Genomic DNA, 12,497 nt, shown 5'->3' on the forward strand with positions numbered 1-12,497 from the left:
CAATTGACAGGGGACAATTGACAATGATTGATAATGATCATTGTGGTCGAGATTCAACAATTGGGGTTAATCGGCGATTGCCTCTTTAATCGCTCTTTCAGCTTCGTTTATCACATCTTCAGGCGTTTTTCCAGCCGGTTCGATCGGTTGAAGTACTGTCCAGTTCATCTTCTCACCAAAGCTCAAAGGAAAAACGCCAAATCGTGTTAGTTTCCATGAACCTTTAATAGCTACCGGCACCACCAGGGCATCGGGAACTTTCTTTAACAAAGTTATTACCCCACCCGCCGCAAACGGCTTCATCTTCCCGTCTTTTGAGCGGGTACCTTCCGGAAATATCGCTGCCGACCAGTTATTCTCACGCATACGTTTTGCCAGTTTCAGGATCTCAGCTATTGATTGCTTAGGGTCGCTGCGGTCAATATTGGCAGCGCCGCCATGTTTTAGGTTAAAGGATACACTTGGAATTCCACGCGTTAGCTCAATTTTCGATATAAATTTCGGATGGTGAGCCCGCAAATGCCAGATCATCGGCGAAATATCGTACATGCTCTGGTGATTGGCTATAAAAATAATGGACCGGCCGGCAGGGAGTCCCACCTTATTCGAGAACCTCATCCGTGAACCCATAAGGTAATAGGTAGTAACCAGAAAGAAATTCAGAATATCTACCGACCTTTTATGGGCACTGTATCCTCCCAGTTTCAAACTCAGCCATTGGATGGGATGAAAGATAACCAGAAAAAGTCCAAAGGCGAGATAATGAAGCGGAGAAAAAATATAACCAAATAACTTGTTCATTGATTGTTAGTGAAATCCGGCATCCTTTACAAGACAGTTTCTTTTAAGCATACCGGGCCGCCAAATTACAAATTTTATCAGTATGGATAAAGCCGCGGCCGATGATGTTTTATAGCTTTCCCTCTATGACAAGCAGTTTTACCCTTAAGATGGCTGCAACGCTTATGGAGTCAGTGATCTTCCCTGAAATGACCATCTGGAAGGCTTCTTCCAGAGACATCTTCGTTATTTGAAGCTGTTCCGTTTCTTCTGGCTCTGACTCAAACTGTTCAAGGTTGCGAGCGAGATAAATAATTCCGAACTCGTCGCTCACAGAATTAGAAAGATGCATTTGCTGAATCTCTGTCCAGTTTTTAGCAACAAGTCCAGTCTCTTCCAGTAATTCCCTTTTAGCAGATTCGAGCGGATCAATACCCAGGGGACCACCACCCTCCGGGATTTCCCAGCTGTATTGGTTTATTGGGAAGCGGTACTGTCCCACGAGCCATATGTTTAGCTGATCATCGAGCGCGACTATCCCAATAGCATAATTCTTAAAGTGAACCTTTCCATAGATGCCCTGCCCTCCTGATGGGTTGATTACATCGAATTCTGTTACTTTTATCCAGGGATTCTCATAGACTTCCCTGTTTGACAATGTTTTCCAGGGATTAACTTCTTCATTCAGCATAATTTCAAATCGGAATAATTTTTACCTGTAATGCATGAAGCGTCACAGGCAGAATAAAAAAAAGCCTTCTGCTTATGATGCGGAAGGCTTGTATGCTCTGTTACTGATATTAAATTCCAAAGGCTGCTTTCACCTTGTTTACATAATCAAGTTTTTCCCATGTAAACAACTCAACTTCGATCTGCTTCTTTTCACCTCCTGCTCCCACAAATTCTTTAGTAACTACTTCCGGATCGCGGCCCATATGTCCGTATGCTGCAGTTTCAGAATAGATAGGGTTGCGTAGTTTCAAGCGTGTTTCTATCCCGTATGGGGTCATGTCGAAGATTTCGGTGATCTTGCTGGCAATTTCACCGTCAGAAAGACTAACTTTAGAAGTGCCGTAGGTGTTTACGTAAATTCCCATTGGGTCTTTTACCCCAATGGCATACGACACCTGCACGAGTATCTCACTGCATATTCCTGCTGCAACAAGGTTCTTAGCAATGTGACGTGTTGCGTAAGCCGCCGAGCGATCTACTTTAGAAGGATCTTTACCTGAGAACGCACCCCCGCCATGAGCTCCTTTACCTCCGTAAGTATCAACGATAATTTTCCTTCCTGTAAGTCCGGTATCTCCATGGGGGCCTCCGATTACGAACTTCCCGGTAGGGTTAATGTGATACTTGATGCTATCGGTAAACAAGCTCTGCAGTTCAGGAGAAATGCTGGCTTTTACCCTCGGAATTAAAATCTGAATAATGTCCTCGCGGATTTTATCCTGCATTTCTTCTTCAGAAGCAAAATCATCATGTTGAGTCGATACCACGATGGCATCTATCCGTATAGGCTGATGGTCGTCGCTGTACTCGATGGTAACCTGCGATTTTGCGTCCGGGCGCAGGTATGGGATCTCCTTGTTTTCGCGCCTGAGTGCAGCCAATTCTATAAGTATTTTATGCGCAAGGTCTAAAGCAAGGGGCATGTAATTGCTTGTTTCGTCTGTTGCATAGCCAAACATCATTCCCTGATCGCCAGCACCTTGTTCCTGTTTTTCCTTGCGGTCAACTCCCTGGTTGATATCAGAAGATTGTTCGTGGATGGCCGAAAGGATACCGCAGGAGTTTGCTTCAAACATATACTCCGATTTCGTATAGCCGATCTTGCGTATTACATCTCTGGTGATCTTTTGTACATCGAGATACGTATTTGATTTTACTTCACCCGCCAGAACAACCTGTCCGGTAGTTACAAGCGTCTCGCATGCCACCTTCGAATCAGGGTCCCATGCGAGGAAATTATCAATTAAAGCATCGGAAATCTGATCTGCGACCTTGTCAGGATGTCCTTCAGAAACCGATTCTGATGTGAATAAATATGGCATAAAAAAGATTTTTGAGTTTATGCAAAAGAGGAGAGACCGGCACTTGCAGCAGATGTAAAAAATGAGCATGTATTAGCCTTTTTTTTACGTGGTTGCAATCTTGTTCCCTTTTAATATGAACACAGCAAATCAGTCCACTTTGCAGCACGAAGGTACAAGATTTTTTATATTTTAAGAAATGAGTATAAGGCCCGCTGAGCATCCGGAAAGAAAATTCAACAGACAAACAATTCCTTATTATAACGTCGTAGCATGCCACCAGTAACAACAAGCTGCTCAATACATAGAAGTGCCGTAAAAGAAGGAACGCTGGTCGTTTGTTAATGTTGAAATCGGGACTATAAATGAAGGATATACGTATGATACAAAAGAGAAGAAGAAGTAGGTACAAACCCATATGAATGCCATACCAGTGCCTAACCAGTCCCTGATCTCGTCAGCATCATGTCAGCATCTCCTCAGCATCATGTCAGACTAAAGTCTGACGAGAGTCTGACATGATACTGACAAGAGTCTAATGAGATGCTGACGAGATCAGGGACTGGTCAGGGACTGGTCAGGAACTTTTAAGAGATTGGAGTGATAAGTGTGCCAAAATGGGGGCATTTTTCCTGGTCAGCTTTCTTAGCCGCTAATCGTAGATGAGAGGAATTAAGAGGGCAGAGGAGGTACCTATGAAAGCTGCTCTGATGCATTAAAGGCTGCTTCTTAGGTATTATTTGAATAGCATTTAATTAAAGGCTATTTTTAGCACCGATTTTGAAAAAGCTGGCTCATTGAAAAAAAGTATTTTATTTATAATAAACCCTATATCAGGAGGGAAGGATAAAAAGCATTTTCCCTCAGTCGCAGAAAGATATCTCGACAAAGATAAATTTACGCCGCGATTTGTTTTCACCGCCCGTTCTGGCCATGCATATGAGCTTGCCTTAAAAGCAGTGGAAGAAGGTACCGATTTTATTATTGCAGTAGGTGGCGATGGTACTGTTAACGAGATCGCATCGGCTGTTCAGGGTAGCCGTTCTGCGATGGGCATTATTCCATGTGGGTCTGGAAATGGCCTTGCGTTATCTCTCAATATCCCGTTAAACCACCGGAAAGCAATCGAGAGGGTCAATCTATTGAGGGCAAGTCCCATCGACACAGGTATATTAAATGGATCATATTTCTTTAATATGGCAGGGATAGGTTTTGATGCCCATATCAGTCATAAATTCTCGAATATGACATCGAGAGGTTTTCTTGGATATGTTAAGACTGCTTTTTCTGAGATAGTGAAGTACAAATCTGGCTCCTACAGGATAGAAGTAGACGGCAAGAATTACGACAGGACAGCATTTATGATTAGTATAGCCAACTCGCCGCAATATGGCAATAATGCATTTATATCGCCCACTGCCTTGTTAAATGACGGAATATTAGATGTTTGCATAGTCAAGCCTTTCCCCCTTGCTCTTTTTCCAGCGGTAGTTTTAAGGATGTTTACAAAAACATCTCAATATTCGAAGTACCTCGAAATAATAAAAGGCAGAAATATACGTATTGTATCATACGATCATACAAGAATTCATTTAGATGGAGAGCCTGGAGAAGCTGGGAAAGAAATTTCTATTTCAGTAAAACCTTCTTCGCTTTCTGTGTTATATTAGCTGCATGTCGAAAAAGAACAAGAATATTGCCGGTGTTGTATATTCAACAGACCCCGATTTTCAATTTCAATTCGAAGAACCTGCTGAACAGGAAACATTAGCTCCGTCAAAACAGGATCTGCGTGTGCAATTAGACAAAAAACAGAGAGGTGGTAAGGCGGTAACTCTGATAACGGGTTTTGTTGGCACTGCCGATGATCTTGAAATTCTGGGAAAAAGATTGAAGCAGAAATGCGGAACGGGCGGTTCTGCAAAGAACGGAGAAATTATTGTACAGGGTGATTTTCGCGATAAAATTGTTGAAACTCTGAAATCTGAAGGCTATAAAGTAAAGAAATCCGGAGGCTAAAAACCTAAAAACAGATTAATATGAAGTTTATTAAGACGATTGAGGCTCTTTTTTATCCGAGATTTGCAATTGAAAAAAAAAATGATTTTTATTGCAGAAAATTGTTACAATCAAAAGACAGTTTTTTTGAAGAACGTTATTTCCTAACCGGGATGCTGCTGATAGGAATAATGGAAATGTAATTAGGATCACATTTTTATTTATTTGAAAACTCTAATTTTGTTATTGTATAATTGCAAGTAAGTAGCAACTATTATATTTAAATTAAAAACTAAAAACTAAATTCTAAAAAAAATGGCAACCGCACCAACACCAACAACTGCGAAGAAAGAAAGCTCTGGTTCTAACATTTTTGCAAGCTTAACGATCGTTATCTGTCTTGTTATTGGCATCCTTTTATGGAAGTATGTAATGGGAAATCCCGCCAATTTTGAAGGTGGCGATCCTGAAAACGGACACCCGCTTGTAGGAAATTATTTCGGAATGGTTTATAAAGGGGGAGTGATCGTACCTATGCTGATGGGTATGTTCCTGATGGTAATTGTATTTTCTATTGAACGTTTCTTTGTTATTAATAAAGCCGCAGGGAAAGGTAACGTTGAAGTTTTTGTAAAAAAGGTTCAAACTTTATTAACTGCAGGAAATATCGAAGCAGCAATGGCTGAATGCGATAAACAAAAAGGTTCTGTAGCAAACGTTATTAAATCAGGTTTGAAAAAATACCGTGAGGTAGAAGCTGAAGGTACTCTTGATAACGATCAGGCAGCTTTAGCTATCCAGAAAGACATCGAAGAAGCAACAGCTCTTGAAATGCCAATGTTGGAACAGAATCTTACAATTATTGCGACTCTGGTTTCTACTGGTACATTAGTTGGTCTGTTAGGAACTGTAACAGGTATGATCAAATCGTTCAGTGCGTTGGCAACTGCCGGTGCTCCTGACCAGGCACAGCTTGCAAATGGTATCTCTGAAGCGCTTATCAACACAGCTACAGGTATCGCAACTTCTACTGTTGCTATTATTATGTACAATATCTTTACTTCAAAAATTGACAAGTTAACTTATTCAATTGACGAAGCTGGATTCTCAATTGTACAGACCTACGCTAGCACGCATAAATAATATTTGAAAAAAGTTTGTCGGATTTATGGAATATCCGACCTTTTTTCATCCACTATTAAAAATGATTAAGGAATCATTATAAAATTGAAAGATGCCTAAAGTAAAAGTACCAAGAAAGAGTACCGCTATAGATATGACGGCGATGTGTGATGTGGCTTCTTTGCTGTTAACGTTCTTTATCTTAACAGCAACTGCCCGTCAGCCAGAACCGTTGACTGTAGACACTCCGACTTCAACCGTAAAGATCAAAGTTCCGGAAGTCAATATAGGGACAATAACTGTCGGAGACGGAAAGGTTTTCTTTGGCGTGAAAGGTCAGAACGTACGTATAAGTATGCTTGAAAAGATGGGCGAACGTTATAAAATACAGTTCACTCCTGAAGAAAAGAAACGTTTCTCGCTAATGGAAAGCTTTGGTGTTGATATTCGTCAGTTAAAACAGGTTATCGCCCTGTCAAGTGCAGACAGAAACAAAGAAGGTTTGCAGCCCGGGATACCAGTTGATTCGGTTGGAACGGCTCCATCACAGTTGCACGACTGGATTTATCAGGCCCGTGTAGCTACAAAAGAGCTTAACGACGAGCAGATGCGCGTGTCTATCAAAGGCGATTCTAAAGAAGAATACCCTGCGGTAAAGAAAATTATAGATATTTTACAAAAACAAAAGGTTAATAAATTTAGTCTGATTACCTCTCTGGAGGGACTTGATTAATCCATTAATCGTAAAAAATAAATAGATATGGCAGAATTAGATACCGGTGGGGGTGGTGGCAAACACAAAGGAGGGAAGGTAAGAAGTAAGAAGCAGTCGACTCGTGTGGATATGACTCCGATGGTTGACCTTATGTTTCTTCTGATCACTTTCTTCATGCTCACTACAACGCTTGCAAAGCCACAGGCAATGGACCTTGCAATGCCGGATAAGAATGATCAGGACCCTAACGAGCAGCTGGATGTTGCTGATACACGGACAATGACCGTATTACTGGGAAATAAAAACAGGATAGAATGGTATATAGGATTAGTTGATGATCCGAAGACGCCACCGACTGTTGAAAACTATGGTAAGAACGGCATCCGTAAAGCAATTCTTGACAAAGCCAAAGAAATTAAGGGTGCTACCGGAAAAGACATGATCGTATTAATTAAACCAAGCGCTAAGTCTAATTATAAAAACCTGGTAGATATATTGGATGAGATAAAGATCACCAATGTTAAGCAGTATGCCATAGTAGATATTACAGATCCTGAAATCGGTCTGCTTAAGCGCGATGACATATATTAATACCACTAAAGAAAGAAATTAGAGATGGCAAAATTAGATATTTTTAATGTTCAGTGGATCGACGTGGTGTTTGCCGGCAGAAATCAGGCTTATGGGGCGTATCAGCTTCGTAAGAATAATGCCAGAACGACAAACCGGGCCCTTATAATAGGAAGTATCCTTTTTATATTGGCAATAAGCTCACCGCTTATCGCTAAGTATATAAGTGGCCTTGGTCCCGACGAAGAGGCTGAAAACAGAGTTATAGAAACTGAGGTAGTTTTAACACCGCCTCCTCCTGTAGATGAGCAGGCACCTCCTCCTCCCCCGGCTGCAGAACCACCGCGCCCAAGGGTAGACCAGGTGCGTTTCCCGCCTCCGGTAGTTGTACCTGCTGAAAAGGTGAGAGATGAAGAACCTCCTACAGTAGAAGAACTGAAAGTTGCTGACCCTGGTCAGAAAACTATTGCCGGAGACCCGAATGCTGAAATCAGAATCGACGAACCGGTGGGAACAGCTCCTCCAACCAAAGCAGCAGTTGTAGAAGATAACTCGGTGCATGACTTTGCAAGTATTGAGGAAATGCCAAGTTTTCCGGGCGGTATGGAAAAGTTCTACAACTATGTTAGTAAGAACTACGTTTACCCTGCTGCAGCGCGTGAACAAGGAGTCTCCGGACGTTTGATCATGAGTTTTATCGTTGAGAAAGACGGAAGTTTAACCGATATCAAGGTGCTTAGGGATCTTGGAATGGGAACCGGCGAGGAAGCTGCCAGGATGTTAAAGAAGGCTCCGAAATGGAAGCCTGGTATTCAGAACGGCCGGCCGGTACGTGTTCAATACACTTTACCGATCATGCTGAACCTGGAGGGATCATAGAAATGATTGAAAGAGAAAGTCAACAAAAATCGCCCGCAAAGCGATTTTTGTTCATTTTTGGCCTGTTCATGTTTGTGTTTTACTTAGTAGTTGGACTGGCTATAATTTTTTGGGACGGAGTTCCCCTGCATCTGGAGAAGACCTATCGCGTGGTATTTGGCGTTTTCCTGATTGCTTATTCTTTTTTAAGGTTGGTTAGGCTTTTACAAACAAGAAGGGACTGACAGATGAAACGCCATATTTTTTATCTTTTATTTACAGGCACTCTGTTTATATCGTGTAATAGCGGTAAAGTTACAGAGTCGGAAACCACCGGGTCTACCGAAATACTGGTCGATGAGAGCTTCGCGCCTATAGTGGAGGATCAATGGTATGTATTTGAGAATACCTATACCAGGGCTGATATTAAGCTAATTTATAAAGCCGAGAATCAGCTCGTTAATGATTTCCTTGCTGATAGCGCGAAAATAGCTATCATGTCGCGCTTGTTAACTCCGGATGAGGCGAGGGTTTTTGATAAGAAAAAGATAAAAATACGGGCCACCCGTTTTGCTGTTGATGCAGTAGCTCTGATTGCAAACAAATCATCGTCAGACACGACGATTACTGTTCAGGAAATTGTGGATATTATGCAGGGAAAGCCCTCAAAAAGGCAGCTTGTATTTGACAATCCCAATTCGAGTACGGTCAGATATTTAAAAGATTTAGCAAAAATTAGTAAATTGCCTTCGAAAGGTGTGTATGCTCTTAAAACAAATTCGCAAGTTATTGAGTATGTACACAATAATATAGGGTCGATTGGTGTTATAGGAATAAACTGGTATAAGCAGCCGAGCAAGGAACTAGAGCCTCTGGTAAAGGATCTAAAGGTGCTTGGTGTAAAGAATGTCGCCGGGAAAGCCGGTTCTGATAAGTTTTACAAGCCTAGCCAGGATAATCTTGCGATGGAGCTTTACCCTCTTAGCAGAAGTTTATATATTATTAATTGCCAGGGCGGGCCTGGATTGGGTTGGGGATTCGCTTCTTTTCTGGCCGGTGAAACCGGACAGAGGATTGTACTGAAGTCGGGATTATTGCCAGATAGCATTCCACCCCGCGAAATAATGATCAGATAAATTAAGTAAAATAAAAAGTATATTAATAAACTATGAAAGTGATAAGAAGAGCAGTACAGGCAGGCCTGGTAATGGGAATGATAGGGACGGCGGCTTTTGCACAAAACTTAGGCGATGCAAAGAAGGCAATCGATGCAGAGAAATATCAGCAAGCCAAAACTATTCTTAAAAAACTAATTGCAACCCAGCCAGCTTCAGGAGAAAATTATTTCTATTTAGGAAACGTATATCTTAAAACAGAGTACGTTGATTCTGCTAAAGCAACTTTTACAAAAGGGGTGTCGGCAAGCAATGAGTACCCACTTAACTATGTTGGACTAGGAGCTGTTGATCTCCATGCCAATAATGCAGCTTCGGCAAAAACCAATTTTGATAAGGCATTGTCGCTGGCAAAGAAAAAGGACTATACACCTTATCTTTATATAGGAAAGGCTTACACGAATAACCCTAAGCCCAACTATGCTGCGGCGATCGAGAACCTTGAAAAGGCTAAATCAATAAATGAAAAAGATGCGGAGATTTTTCTTGCTCTTGGAGACGCCTATAATGGTGATAAAAAGAACAGTGAAGCATATAGTGCTTATCGTACCGCGTTTGATATGGACAAGAACTTGCTGAGGGCAAAGATTGAACTTGGAAAGACTCTTATACGTTCTAAAGCTTATAACGAAGCTACCAATGAATTTAATGCAGTATTAGCAACTAATCCGGATTATGCACCTGCTTACAGAGAGCTGGCAGAAGCTTACTATCTGTGGGCAAAGGATAATAATTATGAAGTAGCCAAGATTAAGGAGGCTTTAAAATATTATGGTAAGTACATGGATCTTACCGATCGCTCTATAGAGTCGAGAATGCGGTATGCGGACTTCCTGATCCTTGCCAGAGAGTATAGTGCATTGGAACAGGAAGCGCAGGAAATGGCTAAGATTGATAAGGCCAATCCGCGCATCTACCGGTACTTAGGCTATTCTGCTTTCGAAAATGGACACTTTGCAGAAAGCGTAACCGCGTTGAAAGAGTTTATGGCAAAGTCTGAAAAAGTAATTGGCCAGGATTATTATTATTTGGGAAGAGCACAGCTGCAGTTAGGCGATACTTCTGCCGTTTCAACTCTTGCAAAGGCGATTGCAACTGATTCTTCTTATGCCGAGCCTCTTAGTGAGCTTGCGAAAACCCAATTTACAGAAAAGAAATATGGATTGGCTGCGAGGCTTTATGAGCTGGCAATAACTTATCCTCAATCAAAAACTTTGGTTTATGATAATTTCTATTTAGGAATGGCCCATTATTTTGATTATGCAGGTAAAGATGCAGCGACTCAAAAGGCCAGCCGTGATATTCTAGTGAAAGCTGATTCAGCTTTTAGTTTCGTAATTCAAAAATCACCTACTACTCCCGATTCTTATTTATACAGGGCACGGGTAAACCGCTTGCTTGATGATGATCAGAATTCAAAAGGACTAATGGTGCCTTTTTATGAGAAGTTTATAGAAATTGTATCCGCGAAACCGGAGGCAGTGGCTGATTCCAGGAACAAGAGAAACCTGGCCGAAGCTTATAATAATCTCGGCGCATTCTATATCAGGTCAAACCAGTCTAAAGCGAAAGACTATTTCAATAAGACGATTCAACTCGATCCAACAAACACCTATGCGCCCGAGGCGTTAAAATCATTAGGGAATTAAAAGAAAGAGAGCCTGTTTCGGGCTCTTTTTTTATATTTGCGTAATTTTAAAGCTTAGCGATGGAAACGCCCGTGAATATGCCTGTTAATTACCTTCCTATTTTGTTTCAAATGCTCGTTGCATTAGGCTTCGTTGTATTCACAATGGTGCTTACGCACATGCTGGGTCCTAAAAGGAAAACTAAAGATAAATTAACACCCTTTGAGGCTGGTATAGAAGTAGTTGGAAACGCCCGCTCCCCCTTTTCAATTAAATACTTTCTTGTTGCGATACTGTTTGTGCTGTTTGATGTGGAAGTGATCTTTATGTATCCTTGGGCGGTAAATTTTAAGGAGATGGGAATGGATGGGATGATTGAGATGTTTATTTTCATGGGGACACTCCTGCTTGGTTTTATTTATATAATAAAGAAAAAAGCACTGGACTGGGAGTAATTAGAATTATTCTAAATAAATGCAGCATATCTTAGTGCTGTGTTAATTTTGTAACTTTGAAGTCCATATTTCTACGATGAAATGGGCTTTTTTTATTTTAGGAGGAGACAGAAATGAGTGATATAAAATTGGCAGAAGCACCTGCAGGGATAGAAGGCTCTGGTTTTTTTGCAACTTCTTTAGAAAAAGTGATTGGGTTGGCCAGGGCAAACTCCTTATGGCCCTTACCCTTTGCTACATCCTGTTGCGGTATTGAATTTATGGCAACGATGGGTGCACATTATGATTTGGCCCGTTTTGGGTCGGAGCGTCCTTCTTTTTCGCCAAGACAAGCCGACATGCTTTTAGTTATGGGAACGATTGCAAAAAAGATGGCGCCCGTTTTAAGGCAGGTTTATATACAGATGGCCGAGCCGAGGTGGGTGATAGCAGTCGGAGCTTGTGCTACCAGCGGTGGGATTTTCGACACCTACTCTGTGCTTCAGGGCATAGATGAAGTGATCCCGGTGGATGTGTATGTGCCGGGTTGTCCGCCAAGACCCGAGGCAATTTTAAGCGGTGTTTTGAGATTGCAGGAGCTTGTAAAAACTGAACCTCTCCGCAGAAGGAATCAGCCGGAATATAAAGAGTTATTAAATAAATACGGAATCCAGTAAATGGGTAAAATTAGCAATCAGGTTGTACTTCAAAAACTGAGTGCAAGATTTGGCACTAAAATTTTGCTTTCATCAGAACCACAAGGCCTTTTAACAATTGAGGCCGGGCGGAACGATATATTAGAAATTTTAACATTCCTGAAAGAGGACGGAGAGTTAAATTTTAATTTTCTTACTGATATAACAGGGATCCATTATCCCGAAAGAGAATTGCCAATTGGCGTAATCTATCATCTTCACAGCTTCAGGAACAATGTACGTATACGTATAAAAGTTTTTCTGGAAGATCAGAATCCTTCTATTCCTACGGCGACCGGCTTATGGCATGGGGCTAATTGGATGGAGAGGGAGACATATGACTTTTTTGGGGTGAATTTTGAAGGTCACCCAGATCTACGCCGTATTTTAAATGTGGACGATATGACGGTATTTCCGATGCGGAAAGAGTTTCCGCTTGAAGATCCAAACCGTGCAGATAAAAAGGACTTTTACTTCGGAAGGTAAAAA

14 protein-coding genes are annotated in these 12,497 nt (G+C 41.4%); 11 read left to right on the top strand and 3 right to left on the bottom strand.

Features of this window, described 5'->3' with window-relative positions; translation table 11 throughout:
- Positions 1 to 66: 66 nt before the first annotated feature.
- From BDE36_RS02950 to metK, 3 genes are all read right to left on the bottom strand, one after another.
- Positions 67 to 801 carry a lysophospholipid acyltransferase family protein gene (locus BDE36_RS02950; RefSeq protein ID WP_141813677.1) on the bottom strand — a complete coding sequence of 245 codons (735 nt, stop codon included), beginning with the start codon at positions 799 to 801 and terminating at the stop codon, positions 67 to 69.
- A gap of 109 nt (positions 802 to 910) precedes the next feature.
- Positions 911 to 1,471, bottom strand: coding sequence for an NUDIX domain-containing protein (locus tag BDE36_RS02955; protein WP_141813678.1), 561 nt, complete (start codon positions 1,469 to 1,471; stop codon positions 911 to 913).
- A 109-nt stretch (positions 1,472 to 1,580) separates the two neighbouring features.
- Positions 1,581 to 2,834, bottom strand: coding sequence for a methionine adenosyltransferase (gene metK, locus BDE36_RS02960; RefSeq protein WP_128767906.1), 1,254 nt, complete (start codon positions 2,832 to 2,834; stop codon positions 1,581 to 1,583).
- Between the two features lie 776 nt (positions 2,835 to 3,610).
- On the opposite strand from metK, the gene BDE36_RS02965 reads away from it, so the two are divergent.
- The 11 genes from BDE36_RS02965 (at position 3,611) to BDE36_RS03020 (ending at position 12,494) form a co-directional block, all read left to right on the top strand.
- Positions 3,611 to 4,483: a diacylglycerol/lipid kinase family protein gene (locus tag BDE36_RS02965; RefSeq protein ID WP_141813679.1), complete on the top strand. Its 873-nt coding sequence runs from the start codon at positions 3,611 to 3,613 to the stop codon at positions 4,481 to 4,483.
- 4 nt (positions 4,484 to 4,487) lie between these two features.
- The gene (locus BDE36_RS02970; protein ID WP_141813680.1) at positions 4,488 to 4,832 is read left to right on the top strand and encodes a translation initiation factor; all 345 of its coding nucleotides are present in this window, start codon (positions 4,488 to 4,490) and stop codon (positions 4,830 to 4,832) included.
- Between the two features lie 294 nt (positions 4,833 to 5,126).
- Positions 5,127 to 5,954, top strand: a complete 828-nt coding sequence (locus BDE36_RS02975) for a MotA/TolQ/ExbB proton channel family protein (protein WP_128767903.1) — start codon at positions 5,127 to 5,129, stop codon at positions 5,952 to 5,954.
- Between the two features lie 91 nt (positions 5,955 to 6,045).
- Complete coding sequence (locus BDE36_RS02980; protein ID WP_141813681.1) at positions 6,046 to 6,666, top strand: biopolymer transporter ExbD; 621 nt, start codon at positions 6,046 to 6,048, stop codon at positions 6,664 to 6,666.
- Between the two features lie 27 nt (positions 6,667 to 6,693).
- Entirely contained in the window at positions 6,694 to 7,239 is a 546-nt protein-coding gene (locus BDE36_RS02985) for an ExbD/TolR family protein (protein WP_128767901.1), read from the top strand.
- Between the two features lie 24 nt (positions 7,240 to 7,263).
- Positions 7,264 to 8,097, top strand: a complete 834-nt coding sequence (locus BDE36_RS02990) for an energy transducer TonB (protein WP_141813682.1) — start codon at positions 7,264 to 7,266, stop codon at positions 8,095 to 8,097.
- Positions 8,098 to 8,324: 227 nt separating this feature from the next.
- Entirely contained in the window at positions 8,325 to 9,212 is an 888-nt protein-coding gene (locus BDE36_RS03000) for a PstS family phosphate ABC transporter substrate-binding protein (RefSeq protein ID WP_128767898.1), read from the top strand.
- Positions 9,213 to 9,244: 32 nt separating this feature from the next.
- The gene (locus BDE36_RS03005; RefSeq protein ID WP_141813683.1) at positions 9,245 to 10,900 is read left to right on the top strand and encodes a tetratricopeptide repeat protein; all 1,656 of its coding nucleotides are present in this window, start codon (positions 9,245 to 9,247) and stop codon (positions 10,898 to 10,900) included.
- A gap of 59 nt (positions 10,901 to 10,959) precedes the next feature.
- Positions 10,960 to 11,334 carry an NADH-quinone oxidoreductase subunit A gene (locus BDE36_RS03010; protein WP_128767896.1) on the top strand — a complete coding sequence of 125 codons (375 nt, stop codon included), beginning with the start codon at positions 10,960 to 10,962 and terminating at the stop codon, positions 11,332 to 11,334.
- A 113-nt stretch (positions 11,335 to 11,447) separates the two neighbouring features.
- Positions 11,448 to 11,990 carry an NADH-quinone oxidoreductase subunit B gene (locus tag BDE36_RS03015; RefSeq protein ID WP_128767895.1) on the top strand — a complete coding sequence of 181 codons (543 nt, stop codon included), beginning with the start codon at positions 11,448 to 11,450 and terminating at the stop codon, positions 11,988 to 11,990.
- A complete protein-coding gene (locus BDE36_RS03020; RefSeq protein ID WP_128767894.1) occupies positions 11,991 to 12,494 on the top strand; it encodes an NADH-quinone oxidoreductase subunit C in 504 nt (167 codons plus the stop codon).
- The last annotated feature ends 3 nt before the right edge of the window (positions 12,495 to 12,497 follow it).

This window comes from Arcticibacter tournemirensis (assembly GCF_006716645.1).
GTDB classification, from domain to species: domain Bacteria; phylum Bacteroidota; class Bacteroidia; order Sphingobacteriales; family Sphingobacteriaceae; genus Arcticibacter; species Arcticibacter tournemirensis.

What these genes read in the sequence shown, in the direction of transcription:
- BDE36_RS02950 (WP_141813677.1), bottom strand. Translation starts at nt 801, where the DNA reads ATGAACAAGTTATTTGGTTATATTTTTTCTCCGCTTCATTATCTCGCC.
- BDE36_RS02955 (WP_141813678.1), bottom strand. Translation starts at nt 1,471, where the DNA reads ATGCTGAATGAAGAAGTTAATCCCTGGAAAACATTGTCAAACAGGGAA.
- metK (WP_128767906.1), bottom strand. Translation starts at nt 2,834, where the DNA reads ATGCCATATTTATTCACATCAGAATCGGTTTCTGAAGGACATCCTGAC.
- BDE36_RS02970 (WP_141813680.1), top strand. Translation starts at nt 4,488, where the DNA reads ATGTCGAAAAAGAACAAGAATATTGCCGGTGTTGTATATTCAACAGAC.
- BDE36_RS02975 (WP_128767903.1), top strand. Translation starts at nt 5,127, where the DNA reads ATGGCAACCGCACCAACACCAACAACTGCGAAGAAAGAAAGCTCTGGT.
- BDE36_RS02980 (WP_141813681.1), top strand. Translation starts at nt 6,046, where the DNA reads ATGCCTAAAGTAAAAGTACCAAGAAAGAGTACCGCTATAGATATGACG.
- BDE36_RS02985 (WP_128767901.1), top strand. Translation starts at nt 6,694, where the DNA reads ATGGCAGAATTAGATACCGGTGGGGGTGGTGGCAAACACAAAGGAGGG.
- BDE36_RS02990 (WP_141813682.1), top strand. Translation starts at nt 7,264, where the DNA reads ATGGCAAAATTAGATATTTTTAATGTTCAGTGGATCGACGTGGTGTTT.
- BDE36_RS03000 (WP_128767898.1), top strand. Translation starts at nt 8,325, where the DNA reads ATGAAACGCCATATTTTTTATCTTTTATTTACAGGCACTCTGTTTATA.
- BDE36_RS03005 (WP_141813683.1), top strand. Translation starts at nt 9,245, where the DNA reads ATGAAAGTGATAAGAAGAGCAGTACAGGCAGGCCTGGTAATGGGAATG.
- BDE36_RS03010 (WP_128767896.1), top strand. Translation starts at nt 10,960, where the DNA reads ATGGAAACGCCCGTGAATATGCCTGTTAATTACCTTCCTATTTTGTTT.
- BDE36_RS03015 (WP_128767895.1), top strand. Translation starts at nt 11,448, where the DNA reads ATGAGTGATATAAAATTGGCAGAAGCACCTGCAGGGATAGAAGGCTCT.
- BDE36_RS03020 (WP_128767894.1), top strand. Translation starts at nt 11,991, where the DNA reads ATGGGTAAAATTAGCAATCAGGTTGTACTTCAAAAACTGAGTGCAAGA.